Genomic DNA, 15,298 nt, shown 5'->3' on the forward strand with positions numbered 1-15,298 from the left:
GTCGCCCGCCCGCCTACTTCAGGTACACCTCGTCGAGCGGCGACAGCGGCCCCCAGATGGTGACCGGCACGTTCGCCACCTTCTTGCTGGTGATGGTGTGGTACGGCACCTGGTTGATGAACTCGATGGGCAGCTCGTCGGTCACGATCTTCTGGAAGGTCGCGTAGTAGGCCTTGCGCTGCGTCGGGTCGATCAGGCCCCCGGCGGTGTTGAGCAGCTCGTCCACCTTCGGATTGGCGTACGACTGGGTGTTGGTCCAGACGATGGGCTTGATGTTGGTCGACAGGTAGGTGCGGTGCACGCCGATGATCGGATCGCCCCAGTTGAAGACCGTGTCCATCGACATGTCGAAGTCGTGCGAGGCCAGCCGCTTGGCCCAGGCCGGGAAGTCGGCCGAGGCGCGCACCTCCACCGTGATGCCCACCTTCTTGAGCTGCCCGCGGATGTACTCGGCCACGTTCTTCTGCTGGTCGTCCGCGCCAGGCAGGTAGTCGATGGTGAGCTTGAAGCGCTCGCCGCCCGCGCCGGCCTTGTAGCCGGCGGCGTCGAGCATCTCGCCGGCCTTCTTCAGGTCGAGCGGATAGCGCACCAGGTCGGGCACCGCGAAGGGGCTGCTGGCCACCAGCGGGCCGTCGGAGACGGTCGCGAAGCCGCCCATCAGCGCCTTGGCGATGAAGTTCTTGTCGATGGCCGTGGCGATGGCCTTGCGCACCTGCACGTCCGACAGCGGCTTCTTGGCGGTGTTGAAGGCCAGCCAGTTGAGCGCACCGATGCCGTCGTAGCCCTTGGGCGTGAGCGACACCCGCGGGTCGTTCGCGAAGCGCTTCAGGTCCGTGGGCAGCGTGGCGAAGGGCAGCATCTGGATGTCGCCGCGCTCCAGGCCCAGCACCAGGCTGGCCATGTCGGGCGTGACGTTGACGATCACCTTGTCGAGGTACGGCTTGCCGGGCAGGAAGAACTTGTCGAAGCGCTCCATCACGATGCGCTGCGCGGGCTTGAACTCGGTCACGCGGAAGGGGCCCGAGCCGACAACGTCCGTGGTGTTGCGCGGGTGGTTCTTCAGGTCCTGCCCGTCGCCGTAGATGTGCTTGGGAAGAATGGGGCACAGCGCCGGCGACATCGCCAGCACGATGGCCGGGTGCGGCACGCTCATGCGGATGACGGCGGTGTACGGGTCGGGCGTGTCCACCTTCTCGACCGGGCCCATCATGGTCGTGAACGGATGGTTGGCCTTGATGGCCATGATGGAGAAGGCCACGTCGGCCGAGGTGATCGGCTTGCCGTCGTGGAACACCGCGTCCTTGCGCAGCTTGAGCGTGAGCGACTTGCCGTCTTCCGCCAGCTTCCACGACTCGGCCAGGTAGGGCTGCGGGTTCCACTTGTCGTCGAAGCGCAGCGGGCTCGCGAAGATCTGCGTGGAGGGCATGGCGGTGGCAATGCCCGACTGCACCGCGCCGTTGAGATGCCGCGGCGTCTGCGTGCTGCCGATCACCAGCGTGCCGCCGCGCTTCGGCTCCTCGGCCGCGGAAGCGGGCAGCGGGAGCAGGGTGCTCGCTGCCAGCAGCGTGGCGGAAAGCAGGGTGGCGCGGCGCGTGAGCAGGGGAGGAAGAGGAGGGAGCGGGAGCTGCATGACAGGACCTCGGGGAGTTCGACACAGGCAATCGGATTCGGACCTCGCCAGGGCGAGGACCTTGTGTCGAAGATAGGCGCTGGGTGCATGCGGGCGAAGAGCCAACCCGCTGCGACTCGCAGGGCCAGAAGGGGTGGGTTTGCCCCGTTGTGCGGCAGTGCCGTGCGCCACTTCGGGGAATGCGCGCTGGCGGTGCGCCTGGCAATCCCTTTCTATTTCTCGTCCCGCAGCCAATACCACTTGTAGAGCATGCGCTGCCCCACGCGACGGAAGGGCGCGAACGCACGCGACTCCACCATGCCCATCACGTTGGGAAAGGGCAGCTGTGAGTGGTAGATGGGCAGCTCGAACACCTCGCGGCCCGCGTCCTTGCCCGCCACGCGCTCGGCCAGCCGCTTGCCGGCCCAGGTCGAGAACGACACGCCGTTGCCGCCGTAGCCCACCGCGTACCAGATGCTCTTGCTTGCGTCGGGCTGCGTGATGCGCGGCATCATGTCGTGGCTCATGTCGACCCAGCCCCACCACGAGTAGTCGATGCGGATGCCCGCCAGCGGCGGGAACTTGCGTGCGATGGCGTCGGTGAGCAGCTTCAGGTGCACCGCACCCTCGGCATCGGCGCCGGTCACCGCGCTGCGGCTGCCCAGCTGCAGCCGGTTGCCTTCGAGCAGGCGGTAGTAGAAGCGCAGCGTGCGCGTGTCGGTCAGGAAGGTCTTCGATCGGAAGTTGGTGGCCTGCAGCTCGGCATCGGTGAGCGGGCGCGTGACCACCGAGTTCGACAGGATCGGCATGATCCGGTCCTTCAGCATCGGGTTGAGCGCCTGCCCCGTGTAGCCCCCGGTGCACACCGCCACGCGGCGCGCGCGCACCACGCCGCCGGGCGTGCGCAGGTGGTGCACGCCGTCGATGGTCTCCCAGCCCTGCACGGGGCTCGCCGTGTGCACCTTCACGCCAAGTGCGCGCGCACGCCGCATCAGTCCGAAGGTGAACTTCAGCGGATGGATGCCGATGCCCTCGGCCTCGTACAGCGCGCCGACGGTCTCGCGCTCGTCGCAGTAGTCGCGGCGCACCTCCTCCGCGCTCATCATGCGGGTGGCGTAGCCGAACTTCTCGCGCATCAGCCGCGCCTCGGCGTCGAGGATGGGCAGCTTCTCCTTGCGGTGCGCAAGATAGAGATGCCCGCCGTCGCAGGCGTCGCAGTCGATCTGCGTGGTGAGGTGGCGGAAGTTCTCGAAGCCGCTGCGGATCTCGGCGTCGAGCTTCTTCGCTGTGTCGAGGCCCCAGCGCTCGATCCACTGCGAGCGCTTGAGGCGGCCGCTCGCGTTCTGCCCCTGGCCGCCGCTGCGGCTGGAGCAGCCCCACGCCGCCTGGTTGGCCTCCAGCACCGTGGCCTGTATGCCGTGCTCCTGCGCGAGGTAGAGCGCAGTCGACATGCCGGTGGCGCCAGAGCCGATGACGGCCACGTCCACGTCGATGTCGCTCGTGACCGGGCCGTCGTCCTCCGGCGGCGTGCCGGCACTGGCCACCCACCAGGTGGGTGCGTAGGCGCGGCCCGAGCCGGGGTCGGGAGCGAGCAGCGGGTCGTATTGCGGGTCGTAGGGGCGGGAGGGGGCCTTGGGCTGCTGCAGTTGCTGCTGCTGGCGGAGCGCTGCGCCGTCGATGCTGGCCGTGCCGGCGTTGTCCCGCTGTGCGGTGCCTGTCATGGTCATGAGGGGCTCCAATCGAAGGAAGGGAAAGGAGGCCGGCGTGTCACTTCGCGGCGGGCAGGTTCGGCCGTGCCTTGCGGAACACGTTCTTCAGGTGGATCTTTCCGTCCCTGAAGGTGAAGACGTCGATGCCGTCGGTCTCGATGCGACTGCCGTCGGCGGCGGTGCCGGTGAAGGTCCACTGCGAGGTGCCGAAGTCGCCATGCACGAAGTGCACGCCGTTGGTCCATTGCGCATCGGGCACCGTGGCCCATGCGGCGGCGAAGGCCTTCCTCACCGCTTCGGTGCCGACGTGGCGCGTGCCGCAGGCCTCGGGGCCGGCGGCGGTCTGGAAGATGCAGTCGGGCGTCATGAAGCTCATCAGCGCGTCGATGTCGTGGCGGTTCCAGGCATCGCTGAAGGCGGCGAGGGTGTCGGTGGTCACGGTGGCGGTATTCGAGGAAGGCATGGCGTTGGAAATGGCGTTGGCTGCACGAAGGCTCAGGAATTCGATGGAGCAAGCGTAGGCAGCGGCCTGCCCGCGCGATAGGGCCAGATGGTGGGATTCGACCGAGCCAGAGCGCCTCGGATGTGCCGCCAATGCGCCACGGACCGGCATGGCTGCCCTAAACTGCGGCGCACCATGCCCCCGAATCCGCGAGCCATCCAGTGGGCGCAGCTGTTCGCGCTGCCCGATCAACCGGCGCTGCCTCTGCAGGCCCGTCTGCGCGCCAGCGTGGTGCAGGCCATCCTCGAGGAACACCTCGCGCCCGGCGCGCCGCTGCCCTCGTCGCGTGAACTCGCCGCCCTGCTGGGGCTCAGCCGCAACACCGTCACCTCGGCCTATCTGCAGCTCATCGACGAAGGCTTCCTGGAAGCGCGCCCGCGCAGCGGCGTGTTCGTCGCGCATGGCGCCCGCCCTCTGACCGCGGTGCCCGCCGAACCGCTGGTGGGCCGCAGCGGCCAGGCCAGCCAGCCGCCGGACTGGTCGGGCCGCGTGCTGCGCTCGCTGGTCGACAAGCCCACGCTGTCGAAGCCCGACCAGTGGCGCGACTATCCGTACCCTTTCGTCTACGGCAACTACGACCCGCAGCTGTTTCCCACCGAAGACTTCCGCGAGTGCTGTGCGCGCAGCCTGGCGCGCTCGCAGCTGCCGCACTGGACGCCGGATTTCGAGACCGACGACGTTCCCGACCTCATCGAGCAGATCCGTACGCGACTTCTGCCCAAGCGAGGCGTGTTCGCCCTCAAGGAAGAGATCCTCGTGACCATGGGCGCGCAGCACGCCTACTACCTGCTGGCCGAGGCCCTGTTCGACGAACAGACCCGCGTGGGCCTGGAGGAGCCGGGGCATCCACACGCGCGCAACAGCTTTTCATTGCGGCAGCCGAAGTGGGTGGAGGTGGATGTCGATGAAGACGGGCTCGTTGTCGATGCCCTGCCTGCTGCCGACTACCTCTTCGTCACGCCTTCCCACCAGAGCCCCACCACCGCCACGCTCAGCCTGGAGCGCCGGCAGTGGCTGCTGCGCAAGGCCGAGCTGCAGGACTTCGTCATCATCGAGGACGACTACGAGGCGGAGAACCTGTACGAGGGCACGCCCATGCCGGCGCTCAAGAGCCTGGACAAGACGGGGCGGGTGATCTACGTGGGCTCTGTTTCCAAGAGCCTTTCGCCGGCGCTGCGGCTGGGGTTCATCGTGGCGCCGCGTGCCCTGATCAAGGAACTGAGGGTGATCCGGCATGCGATGGTGCGGCATCCGAGTGCCTTTCTTCAGCATGCCTATGCGCTGTTTCTTTCGCTGGGGCATCACGAGTCGCATGCCCGTCGCGTCAATCACGCGATGCAGGAGCGGCTGGCCATTGCGGCGCAGGCGTTGCGGGAGCACCTGCCCGATTTCGAGTTTCGGCTGCCTTCCGGCGGGGCCTCGATATGGGTGCAGGCGCCTACGTGGGTGGACGCTACCGAGCTGGCTCTGATGGCTCGCAGCCATGGGGTCTTGATTGAAGCGGGCGATGTGTTCTTTGCTCGGCCTCCCTATCCTTGTCCGTTCTTTCGGTTGAGGTTGTCTTCTATTGCGGCTGCTCAGATTCCGGCAGGGATTCGGGCGTTGGCTTTGGCTGTGGGGGAGTTGGCTTTGGCTCGCGGTGAAGTTCGATCTCTTGGCGGGTTTACTCACTGAGGTTGGGTTGCTTCCCGAGGCCGGGACTCGCCCCGGCAGGCGACCTACTTTTCTTTGCTTCGCCAAAGAAACGTAGGCAAAAGAAAGGCGACCCCACTGTCTGCGACCCCTTCGCTGCGCTACGGGGCAACCTGCGGTGCTCGCGTGTCGCGGGGTCTCGCCCAAACTCGCTTCGCTCAGACAAGGGCGAGCCCTGATCCGCGAAACGCTGCGCTCCTCGGCGCAGCCAGAGGGGAGGGGAGACGTACGGGCCTTTGCTGCGCTCGGCCGCGCCTGCTGGGCTTGGAATGAGGCGGTGGGGACGTTGGGGCCGTGAGGTCGTTGGACCTGCGTGTCGTGTCGGGGGTGCGGTGGGCGAAGTGCATGCGGATGAGTTCTTGACCCATATCCGCGGCCGAGCGAAGCGAAGGCCAGTCCAGGCGATTCAGCAGCCGAGCGAAGCGATGGCGCGGATCGCTCCCTTCTGGCTGCGCCGAGGAGCGCAGGCGTAGGAGGGATAAGGGCCGCAGCTGTTTGAGCGCAACGCAGTGGAGCGAGTTCTGCGGACCCCCTCCTACGTCGAGCACCGCAGGTTGCCCGTAGCGAAGCGGAGGGACGCAGACAGTAGGGTCGCCTTTCTTTTGCCTACGTTTCTTTGGCGAAGCAAAGAAAAGTAGGTCGGCCGCCGGGCCGAGACCCGGCCTCGGGAAGCAAACCCTCAACCTCAGCCAGATTCCAAAGTGCACCTCCCCCGTGCAGAACGCACCACAACAAGGGTATTCACTCACCGACTGGCTCCATGCCGACACAGTCGCTGGTACTTCCTGGCTGCTCCCGATGGGTGCAAAGTCCGGCGAGATTCACCCACCGGAGCACCCAGATGACCATGTCCCGCCGTCTCCCCCTCCAGTTCGCCGTCCTGGCAACCACGCTCGCAGCCCTGTGCGGCACGGCTTCCGCCCAGCAGGCCAAGGAAGTCACCTTCGCCCACCAGGACATGCTTGTCCCCCTGCGCCTCGTCATGGAATCCGGCGAGGTCGAGAAAGCCACCGGCTACAAGATCAACTGGCGCATGTTCGCAGGCGGCGGCGACGTGATCCGCGCGATGGCTTCAGGCGACGTGCAGATGGGTGAAACCGGCTCCAGCCCGCTGACGGCCGCGGCCAGCCAGGGGCAGGACATCAAGCTGTTCTGGATCTCGGCCGACATCGCGAACGCCGAGGCGCTCGTCGCCCGCAACGCCTCGGGCATCAACAGCATGAAGGACCTGGCCGGCAAGAAGGTGGCGACGCCCTTCGTGTCGACCGCGCACTACCAGCTCATGGCCGGCATGAAGATGGACGGGGTCGACGCCAGGAGCGTGAACGTGATGAACATGCGTCCGCCGGAGATCGCAGCTGCGTGGGAGCGTGGCGACATCGACGCCACTTTCATCTGGGACCCGGTGCTCTCCAAGATCAAGTCCACGGGCAAGACCATCGCCACCTCGGGCAGCATCGGCGCGCGCGGCGCGCCCACGTTCGAAGGCATCGTGGTCAATGCCAAGTGGGCGGCTGCCAACGAGGCCTTCATGGTCGCCTTCGTGAAGGCGCTCAACCGCGCGAACGAGGAATACAAGGCCACCGGCAAGAGCTGGACGCCCGATTCGCCGCAGACCAAGGCGATGGCCAAGTGGACGAAAGCCGACCCGAAGGACGTGGGCCCTGCGATGGCGCTCTATTCGTTCCCGACCATGGCCGAGCAGGTCTCGCCCACATGGCTCGGCGGCGGCGCGGCCAAGGCGATGGCGAACACGGCCGCCTTCCTGAAGGAGCAGGGGCGGGTGCAGGAGGTGAAGCCCGACTACAGCGCGTACGTGACGACGGCGTACGTTGAAAAGGCCATGGGCAAGTGAACCGGGGCGGCACCACATGCCCACGCTCGACATTCGCGACCTGACGGTCAACTACGCGGTCAAGGGCGGCACGCTCCAAGCGCTGGCGCCGGTGAACCTCACCATGCACGACGGCGACTTCGTCGTCGCGCTCGGCGCCTCGGGCTGCGGCAAGACCACGCTGCTCAACAGCATCGCGGGCTTCCTGCCGCCATCGACCGGCGAGATCCTGCTCGACGGCAAGCCGGTAACAGGCCCCGGCGCCGACCGCGGTGTGGTGTTCCAGAAGCACGCGCTGATGCCCTGGCTCAACGTGCGCGACAACGTGGCGCTGGGCTTGCGGCTCGGCGGCATGGGCAAGGCCGAGCGCGACCGCATCGCGGAAGAAAAGCTCGGCCTCGTCGGCCTGCAGAAGTACGCCGACCGCGCGGTGTACGAGCTCTCGGGCGGCATGCAGCAGCGCGTGGGCATCGCGCGTGCGCTGGCGAGCGACCCGGCCGTGCTGCTGATGGACGAGCCCATGGGCGCGCTCGATGCGTTCACGCGCGAGCAGGTGCAGGAGATTCTTCTGCAGGCCTGGTCCAAGTCGAACAAGATGGTGTTCTTCATCACCCACTCGGTGGAGGAGGCGCTTTTCCTGGCCACCCGGCTGATCGTGATGAGCCCGAGCCCGGGACGCATCTCGCACGTCTACGACGACGTGCCCTTCTCGCGCCAGTACCTCTCGCACGGCAATTCGCGCAAGGTGAAGTCGGAGCCTGATTTCATCCGCATGCGTGAAGAGGTGCTCTCGATCATTCATCATCGCGAGGCCGCTCATGTCTGAGGTGTCGATCGCATCCCCCGTCGCCATGACGCCAACACCCTCCAAGCCCACCGCATCGCCGGCGCCTGCAACACCGCCGGCAGCGGGCACCAAGCTCAAGACCAGCTCCTTCAAGGTGCCGGGCGAGGGCTCAAGCCTGACGATCAGCATCGTCACGGTGATCGCGCTGGTGGCGCTGTGGTTCCTCGTCACGAACATGGGCTGGGTGAAGCCGCTGTTCCTGCCGACGCCGCAGGCGGTGTTCCAGCAGTTCTACGAATACCTCACCGGCCAGGCCAACGACAAGCCTCTGTGGCAGCACTTCCTGGCGAGCATGTTCCGCGTGTTCTCGGCCTTCCTGCTGGCCTGCGTCACGGCCATTCCGGTGGGCATCGCGATGGGCATGAGCCGCTTCTGGCGCGGCATCTTCGATCCGCCGCTGGAGTTCTACCGGCCGCTTCCCCCGCTGGCCTACCTGCCGCTCATCATCATCTGGTTCGGCATCGACGAGCTGCCGAAGGTGCTGCTGATCTTCCTGAGCTGCTTCGCGCCGCTGGCGCTGGCTGCGCGCTCGGGCATGCGCAGTGCGTCGCAGGAGCAGATCAACGCGGCGTATTCGATGGGTGCGAGCTACATGCAGGTGATCCGCCACGTGATCCTGCCCTCGGCGCTGCCCGACATCCTGGTGGGCATGCGCATCGCCATTGGCTTCGGCTGGACCACGCTGGTGGCCGCCGAGATGGTGGCGGCCAACATGGGGCTGGGTCAGATGGTGCTGAACGCGTCGAACTTCCTGCGCACCGACATCGTGATCATGGGCATCATCGTCATCGGGGTGGTGGCTTATCTTTTCGACCTGCTGATGCGGTGGCTCGAACGCCGGCTTGTGCCTTGGAAAGGGCGCATGTGACGGGTGGCGGCGGCGCCACCGTCACGGGCACCGGCGGCGGCAGGGCAGGGCCTTCGGTGAGCGCATCCATCGACTGTTCGAGGTAGTCGAGCATCGCGCGCATCGCGGCGCTGTTGTGGCGGCGCTGCGAGTAGGCCGCGTACAGCCAGTGCTCGCGCGGCATGTGCTCGCGCAGCACCGGCACCAGCGCCCCGCGCTCCAGGTGCGACTGCGCCAGGGGCTCCGGCACATAGGCCACGCCCACGCCGCGAAGCGCCAGCTCGATCAGTGCGACGGCGTCGTTGGCCTCCATGCGGCTGTGCACCTGAACCTCGTGAGTCTCTCCGTCGGTCTCGAAGGGCAGGTTGGTCGTCTGCTTGGCCGAGAAGCTCAGCACGTCGTGGCGGCTCAGGTCCTCGGGCACCTGGGGCATGCCGCGCTGCGCCCAATAGGACGGCGCCGCGCACACCACCATATCGAACTGCACGAGGCGGCGCACGATCAGGTTCATGTCGTCGATGCGCCCGCCGGTCAGGTGGATGTCGATGCCTTCCTCGATCAGGTCGAGGTCGTCGTTGGTGAACACCAGGCTCACATACACATCGGGGTAGCGCTTGATGAAGCCCGCGATCACGTCCGATAGCCAGCCGGCGATGAGCCCGTGCGGCGCGCTCATGCGCAGGCGCCCGCGCGGGTGGGCGCCGTGCGCCTGCAGGTCGTTGAGCGTGTTCTCGGCCATCGTCACCAGCTCGGTGCTGCGCTCCAGCAGCACCTGGCCCGCGTCCGTGAGGCTCAGGGCGCGGGTGGAACGATTGAGCAGCCGCACGCCGCTGCGGGTTTCGAGCTCGGCCACGTAGCGGCTCACGGTGGCCTTGGACATGCCCAGCGAGATCGCCGCGCGGGAGAAGCTGCGGCGGAAGGCGACTTCGCGAAATGTTTTGATGAGATCCAGACCGTCCATGGTGGCCGGATTGTTCCAGCTTCCGGGATGAGGCCGTCGGAAGTAGGGGCATCGCCTGTTTGTTTCCTCCGGTGAAGGACGGCTGCGTAGCTATACTGCGCGCCGTCACGTCAAAAAAAGGCGTGACCGGGCTTGGTCTCCCGAATCACCTCTGCGACGCCGCCGCAAGCGCCTCTTGGCCAGCGGCATTGTTTTTAATAACTGAACGTCTTGGAGGCCAATTCATGGCTGCATCCGCTCGCGCGTCCGCGCGTGTCTCTTCATTCCCCGACTCTTCCGAATCCACCAGCGCCGAATCGCTTGCGCTGCAGGCCTGCGACGACGTCGAGAGCCTGCACGAGGTGCGGCACGCCTACGCCGGCCTCGAAAGGCTCATCGGCCCCCAGCGCGTGAACGATGCCGAGGAGGTCTGCTCCAGCCGCTCCGAACTCAGTGCGCTGGTGCGTGTCGTCAACGAAGAACTGCGCCGGCGCATCGAGGCGGCCGAGTGCACGCTGCGTTCATTGCGCGCCGCCGTGGCCGCTAGATGAGCCCCCGGGTCGCGGCCTTCAGCGTCGCGGCCGCGCGGGTCGTGCATCCGAGCTTCTGGAACAGGCGCTCGACATGGGTGCGCACCGTGCTCGGGCTGATGCCGAGCACGCGAGCGACTTCCTTCGTGTTGTGGCCCTGGCTGATGCAGCGCAGCACCTCCAGCTCCCGCTGTGAGAGGGAGGCATCGCCTTGCGTCTGCACGGCGGGCTTCGGCGACGTGCCCGGCATCGCGCATGCGAGCAGCGCGGTGACGACTTCCGCGTCGAAGCGGCCTGCCGCGGCATCTTCCTGCATGCGGTCGAGCGCCTGCGTATGAGTGAACTCTTCCCGCCACGGGCGGCGGGTGCGGTGCGATTGCCACTGCTGCGCCGCCGCGACGATCTGCCCCTCCAGCGGCATCGTCGAACCCGAGCGGCCGCGGAAGTAGCCCGACCCGTCGCGCCGCTCGAAGGCGAAGGACGCGATCTCCGCCTCCGCCACCAGGCCGTCGATCTGCCCTGCCGCGCGGGAAGTCCAGTACGGCACGAGCCGCACGCGCTCCAGCGACGAGGCCGGCAGCGGCTCGGGCGCATTCCATACGGCATTGGGAACCGCAGCGCGCCCGATGCCATGGATCAGCCCGGCCTTGTAGGTGCGATGGCATGCCGCCTCGTCCAGTCCGAGCTGCGCGGCACAGTCGCGCGCCAGCCGGGCCACGCTGCGCGAGTAGCCCGTCATCCAGGGCAGCTTGAGGTCGATCACGTCGCCGACCAGTTCCAGGCCCATGCGCCGGAGCATCGAGGCAGGCTGCTCGGTGGGCTCGGTCCATGGCGCGACGGGGGCATCCAGCTCCTTCATCCATGCAGCGGCATGGGGCGCGCTCGCGTCGACAAGGAAGGCCGGGTAGAGGCTGTCCGCACGCCCGCGCGAGATCGTGAGCGCCTCGTCGATGCCATAGAGCCGGCCGAAGATTTCGAGATCGCTCGCCAGCGCCACCACATAGGTCGCGAGCGGAACCTCGTTGCCTTGCAGCACGCCGGGAATGCCGCTGCCGTCGTACGCCTCGAAAACCGCGCGCAAGGCTGCTTCGGTCTCGCGGCTCAACCCCAGCGTGTTCGCGATGTCGCCCGCGATCTCGCAGTGGATGTCCGCCATGGCCAGTACCGCGTCGGGCACCGGGCCGCCGATGGGCGGCTGGCGCACGCGCGGTGCCGGTGACGCGAGCAGGGCGCGCCGGCCCTGCACGTCGTCTTCGAGGAAGTCCGCGAACTCCTGGGCATTGGCGGTGCAGCCCGACCAGCGCAGCAGCGCGACATGCCGCACGGCCTCGATCTGGTGAGCGTCGCAGCCGGCTTCTTCCGCGATCTTCCCGGCAAGCCAGGCCGTGCGCAGCGAATGGTCGGTCGGCTGGCCCATGCTCAGGTCACCGATGAAGGCCAGCGCGCGGACCGCGTCGAAAACGGTGATGGTCGTCGTGTCGTCGGGCATGGGAAGTGGGGCGCTGCGAGGGAAGGCAGACAGGGACGCAGCATCGCACAGTTCATGGGCCCGTGTCGGTCATCCGACGGATACCGCGTGCGGCGACGACGCGGAAGAATCGTCGCATCCGTGCCGCTCGCTCCTTTTCTCGACGAGCGGCAATCCTTCGATCCGTGGCTCCTGCAGCCGTTCCGCCACAACCGCCATACACCGACGCCATGAAAACCGAATCCCAGCAAGCCGCCTGGCTGCGCAAGTACTACCTCGTCCGTGCCGCCTTCTCATTCGCGTGGGTCGCAGCGGTCTTCACCCTCGCGAAACAGTCGCCTGCATTGGCGACGGTGCTGCTGATCGCCTATCCCGCTTGGGACGCCCTCGCGAACCTGCTCGACGTCAGGATGTCCGGCGGCGCGAAGGCCAACCTAACCCAGTTGATCAACATCTGGATCAGCGCCCTCGTCACGCTCGCGATTGCAGCCTCGCTCGCGATGAACCTGCAGATCGTCCTCGCGATCTTCGGCACCTGGGCCATCGCCTCGGGCCTGCTCCAGCTCGCCACCGCCATCCGCCGCCGCAAGGACAGCGGCGGACAGTGGGTGATGATGCTGAGCGGCGCGCAGTCCGCGCTGGCCGGCGGTTTCTTCGTCGCGCAGCAGGGCGGGAGCGCACCTGTGCTGCAGACGGTTGCCGGCTATGCGGCAGTGGGAGCGGTGTACTTTCTGATCTCGGGGGTGGTTGTTTGGGTTCGGGAGGGGAGGCGTGGGGTGAAGGGGGTGTTTGCTCACAAGGGGTGAGGTGGGGTTGCGCGGAGGGCGGCTTTGGTGAAATTGGCCGGTTGACGCCGCCAAAGAGCCCAACGCTCATCGAACAACACGCTCAGCCAATATCTCGAGCATCTTGGCAAGACCACGATCCTCTGAGCCATAGGGGTAGTCGAAGTATTCAATTTGCAGCCACTGTGCCTCCTGGCCGGGATGAACGTACTTCTCAAAGTCGTCGACCAGCAATACGTGCTGGGGATGCACGCCCGGGACAAATTTGAGGTCTTTGGTTTCGCCGTGCCAGGTGATGTATTCCATCTCCGCAAACCAGCTGGGCGCGACTCTCTCGTCCACCAAGAGGCGTGCGATCTTGCGGAATCGGTCTTCCTTGACAGTGGTGAACATGACGATGCGGGGAAATAGCTCAGCGCAACGAGTCAGGAACTCAGCCAGGCCTGGCCGCGGTATCTGGCTCATCGCGTTCGAGATCAAGGTGCCTTCTAGATCCAGGGCAAGGACGTAGCTATTCATGGACTTGGATTGACCGTAGGAGCGTCTGGTCTTGGCTGCGTTGTGCCGGGGTAACGGCGATTTCCTTCTTCGCATCGCCCGCGATGAAGAACGCGGACTTGAGTTCCGTCAGAGAAACATCCATCAGCTCCATGCGAATCTTGTCTCGTGGGAGCTCATGACGGCCACGAATTGGTCAAGCACGTCCATGGCTGGGTGGCACAAATGAACCGCTAGCTCATCGCACCACTCGCTCGTGATCTGCGTGGCCAGTCGCGGCACGAGGTACTGACCATCCTTCGCCTTCATGGGAGGGCCAGGTCCAGACCAAGCACCTTGCCAAGCCCGAAGGCGAGGAGCGAGATACCGAGGAGCGACAGCAAGAAGACTGCGGCCACCTTGCTGCCCGCACGTAGAGCAGTGCTCTGCTTCTCCTTTCCCTTTCTCCCTCGCTCATAGTGCCACTTGATGGCGAAGAACATGCCCGCGCCGAACACGAGGGCCTTGAAGGTAACGAAGACTACGGGGATCCAATCCATCTTTTTCAGTATCTGCAGGCCATCTCCTGGCCATGGTTCCAGGCATCGGTGGGCCAGCGTCAAGCTGCACCGGCCGCCTGGCGCACCTGGGCCATCAGCTGTTGCGCGACCGTCTCGAAGGGTTCGAGGCTCTGGTCGGCCCGGCTCAGCACTACCGCGCCTTCCGCCGAGGCGATCAGCATCATGGCGAGAGAGCGGGCGCGTGCCGGCGGGAGTCCTCCCTTTCTCAGCAGGTCCGCCAGAAGGCCATGCCAGGCGCGGAACACGACGGTGGCATGCGAGAGGAGCTCGGCCGAGTCGGTGGCCACCGTGACGGCCAGCACGGCGCAGCCGGCCTCGCACTGCGAACGCGTGAGCACGGCGCGCCAGATCGCGAGGAAACGCTCGGCCACTGCCTCGGCCGAGGCGCCTGCGACGGAGGTCAGCGCATCGGCCAGCACGGCACCGGCGCGGTCGACGGCCGCGGCCACGAGCTGGTCCTTGCCATCCGGGAAGTGGTGATAGAGCGATCCGCGCGGCGCTCCCGTGGCCGCGATCACCTCGGAAAACGAGGTGGCTTGCAAGCCGCGCTGTGCCAGCAGCGCCATCGCTCCTTCGACCATGCGGTCGCGCACGTCACCCGCCATGCCGTTGTTTCCTCGTTCGAGCCGTTCTCAAAAAATATGACAACCATCATAATTGGCGCTACTATGACGATCGTCATAGTTTCGGTCCGAGGAACACACCGTGCCCGCTCGTCGCCATGCTCTCCTCTGCGTACCCCTGGCTCTGGCCCTTGCCGCCTGTGGTGCGATCCCTTCCACTTCCCCTTCATCCTTTGCAGGAGGTTCACCCATGACCGTTGAACAGACCAAGCAAGCCATTGCGGGCGACTGGATCAGCATCGCCCCCGAGATCCGTCCCAGTGCGCAGAAGGCCCCCGACGGCACGCTCAAGCCCTTCTATCTGAAGCGCGAGTTCAAGGCGTTGGCGGGCGATCGTTTCGAGCTGGCCATCGCCAACTCGGCCGATCCCTACGGCAAGGTGCCGCTGGCGAGGATCCTGATCAGGGGCCACATGCACTGGCAGGGCGAGCACCCCATCGCCCCCGGCGCGCAGAAGGTCGACTTCGTGGCCGACGAGGCTTACGAGGTCACGCCGCTGCTGCAGGCATTTGCCGATGTGCTCAACCAGGTCGCCGCCCAGGGCTACGCCAAATGGGAGGTGGGGCAGACGCAGAGCGTCTTCGGCAAGAACTTCGCACCCTTCGGGCTGAGCGCTGGCAAGAACTTCATGGAATACGACCTGGTGTACGTCTCGCACGGCCTGCTGTTCTGGGGGGCGCGCCACGTGGACGGCCGAGGCTTCGACACCGAGCAGAACCGGCCGACCAATCTGCAGATACCGCTGGCACGCAAGTAGGGCCGCGTACGCGGCCATCGTCGACGATCGCCGGGGCAGGTGCCATGCGCCGCTTCGCCGCGCTCGACCGGAGCGCTGGCAGCCGGCGCAGGCCAAG

The 15,298-nt window shown here is 66.4% G+C and carries 16 protein-coding genes; 7 read left to right on the forward strand and 9 right to left on the reverse strand.

Translation table 11 applies throughout. From position 1 onward, the window contains the following. Window positions 1-13: 13 nt before the first annotated feature. The 3 genes from FHY06_RS25925 to FHY06_RS25935 form a co-directional block, all read right to left on the reverse strand. Window positions 14-1,630, reverse strand: a complete 1,617-nt coding sequence (locus tag FHY06_RS25925; RefSeq protein WP_145761049.1) for an ABC transporter substrate-binding protein — start codon at window positions 1,628-1,630, stop codon at window positions 14-16. A 212-nt stretch (window positions 1,631-1,842) separates the two neighbouring features. After that, window positions 1,843-3,336 carry an NAD(P)/FAD-dependent oxidoreductase gene (locus tag FHY06_RS25930; protein ID WP_260310686.1) on the reverse strand — a complete coding sequence of 498 codons (1,494 nt, stop codon included), beginning with the start codon at window positions 3,334-3,336 and terminating at the stop codon, window positions 1,843-1,845. Window positions 3,337-3,376: 40 nt separating this feature from the next. Then, window positions 3,377-3,781, reverse strand: a complete 405-nt coding sequence (locus tag FHY06_RS25935) for a nuclear transport factor 2 family protein (RefSeq protein WP_126185250.1) — start codon at window positions 3,779-3,781, stop codon at window positions 3,377-3,379. Window positions 3,782-3,955: 174 nt separating this feature from the next. On the opposite strand from FHY06_RS25935, the gene pdxR reads away from it, so the two are divergent. The 4 genes from pdxR to FHY06_RS25955 all read left to right on the forward strand — a co-directional run bounded on the left by pdxR (window position 3,956) and on the right by FHY06_RS25955 (window position 9,061). Next, window positions 3,956-5,494, forward strand: a complete 1,539-nt coding sequence (pdxR, locus tag FHY06_RS25940; RefSeq protein ID WP_184606944.1) for a MocR-like pyridoxine biosynthesis transcription factor PdxR — start codon at window positions 3,956-3,958, stop codon at window positions 5,492-5,494. 859 nt (window positions 5,495-6,353) lie between these two features. Next, on the forward strand, window positions 6,354-7,367 hold the full coding sequence (gene tauA, locus FHY06_RS25945; protein ID WP_126185249.1) for a taurine ABC transporter substrate-binding protein: 1,014 nt from the start codon (window positions 6,354-6,356) through the stop codon (window positions 7,365-7,367). A 16-nt stretch (window positions 7,368-7,383) separates the two neighbouring features. Next, window positions 7,384-8,172, forward strand: a complete 789-nt coding sequence (locus tag FHY06_RS25950; RefSeq protein ID WP_184606783.1) for a taurine ABC transporter ATP-binding protein — start codon at window positions 7,384-7,386, stop codon at window positions 8,170-8,172. Next, complete coding sequence (locus tag FHY06_RS25955; protein WP_126185247.1) at window positions 8,165-9,061, forward strand: ABC transporter permease subunit; 897 nt, start codon at window positions 8,165-8,167, stop codon at window positions 9,059-9,061. The genes FHY06_RS25950 and FHY06_RS25955 overlap by 8 nt, the downstream gene beginning before the upstream one ends. Here FHY06_RS25955 and FHY06_RS25960 read toward each other — a convergent pair. Beyond that, entirely contained in the window at window positions 8,979-10,001 is a 1,023-nt protein-coding gene (locus FHY06_RS25960; protein WP_019655182.1) for a LysR family transcriptional regulator, read from the reverse strand. The genes FHY06_RS25955 and FHY06_RS25960 overlap by 83 nt on opposite strands. A gap of 224 nt (window positions 10,002-10,225) precedes the next feature. On the opposite strand from FHY06_RS25960, the gene FHY06_RS25965 reads away from it, so the two are divergent. Continuing rightward, on the forward strand, window positions 10,226-10,531 hold the full coding sequence (locus tag FHY06_RS25965; RefSeq protein ID WP_260310687.1) for a hypothetical protein: 306 nt from the start codon (window positions 10,226-10,228) through the stop codon (window positions 10,529-10,531). On the opposite strand, the gene FHY06_RS25970 is transcribed toward FHY06_RS25965, so the two are convergent. Continuing rightward, window positions 10,524-11,999, reverse strand: a complete 1,476-nt coding sequence (locus FHY06_RS25970) for an HD domain-containing phosphohydrolase (protein ID WP_184606784.1) — start codon at window positions 11,997-11,999, stop codon at window positions 10,524-10,526. The two genes, FHY06_RS25965 and FHY06_RS25970, sit on opposite strands and share 8 nt — an antisense overlap. 209 nt (window positions 12,000-12,208) lie before the next feature. On the opposite strand from FHY06_RS25970, the gene FHY06_RS25975 reads away from it, so the two are divergent. After that, a complete protein-coding gene (locus tag FHY06_RS25975; protein WP_184606785.1) occupies window positions 12,209-12,784 on the forward strand; it encodes a DUF308 domain-containing protein in 576 nt (191 codons plus the stop codon). Window positions 12,785-12,850: 66 nt separating this feature from the next. Here FHY06_RS25975 and FHY06_RS25980 read toward each other — a convergent pair whose 3' ends face one another. From FHY06_RS25980 to FHY06_RS25995, 4 genes are all read right to left on the reverse strand, one after another. After that, complete coding sequence (locus FHY06_RS25980; RefSeq protein ID WP_184606786.1) at window positions 12,851-13,282, reverse strand: NIF family HAD-type phosphatase; 432 nt, start codon at window positions 13,280-13,282, stop codon at window positions 12,851-12,853. Further along, entirely contained in the window at window positions 13,275-13,415 is a 141-nt protein-coding gene (locus tag FHY06_RS25985) for a hypothetical protein (RefSeq protein WP_184606787.1), read from the reverse strand. The genes FHY06_RS25980 and FHY06_RS25985 overlap by 8 nt, the downstream gene beginning before the upstream one ends. A 151-nt stretch (window positions 13,416-13,566) precedes the next feature. Then, window positions 13,567-13,800, reverse strand: a complete 234-nt coding sequence (locus FHY06_RS25990; protein ID WP_132752673.1) for a hypothetical protein — start codon at window positions 13,798-13,800, stop codon at window positions 13,567-13,569. Between the two features lie 59 nt (window positions 13,801-13,859). Further along, window positions 13,860-14,426 carry a TetR/AcrR family transcriptional regulator gene (locus FHY06_RS25995; protein ID WP_019655187.1) on the reverse strand — a complete coding sequence of 189 codons (567 nt, stop codon included), beginning with the start codon at window positions 14,424-14,426 and terminating at the stop codon, window positions 13,860-13,862. Window positions 14,427-14,634: 208 nt separating this feature from the next. On the opposite strand from FHY06_RS25995, the gene FHY06_RS26000 reads away from it, so the two are divergent. Then, complete coding sequence (locus FHY06_RS26000) at window positions 14,635-15,201, forward strand: hypothetical protein (protein WP_184606788.1); 567 nt, start codon at window positions 14,635-14,637, stop codon at window positions 15,199-15,201. Window positions 15,202-15,298 lie beyond the last annotated feature (97 nt).

This window comes from Variovorax atrisoli (assembly GCF_014195185.1).
GTDB classification, from domain to species: domain Bacteria; phylum Pseudomonadota; class Gammaproteobacteria; order Burkholderiales; family Burkholderiaceae_C; genus Variovorax; species Variovorax atrisoli.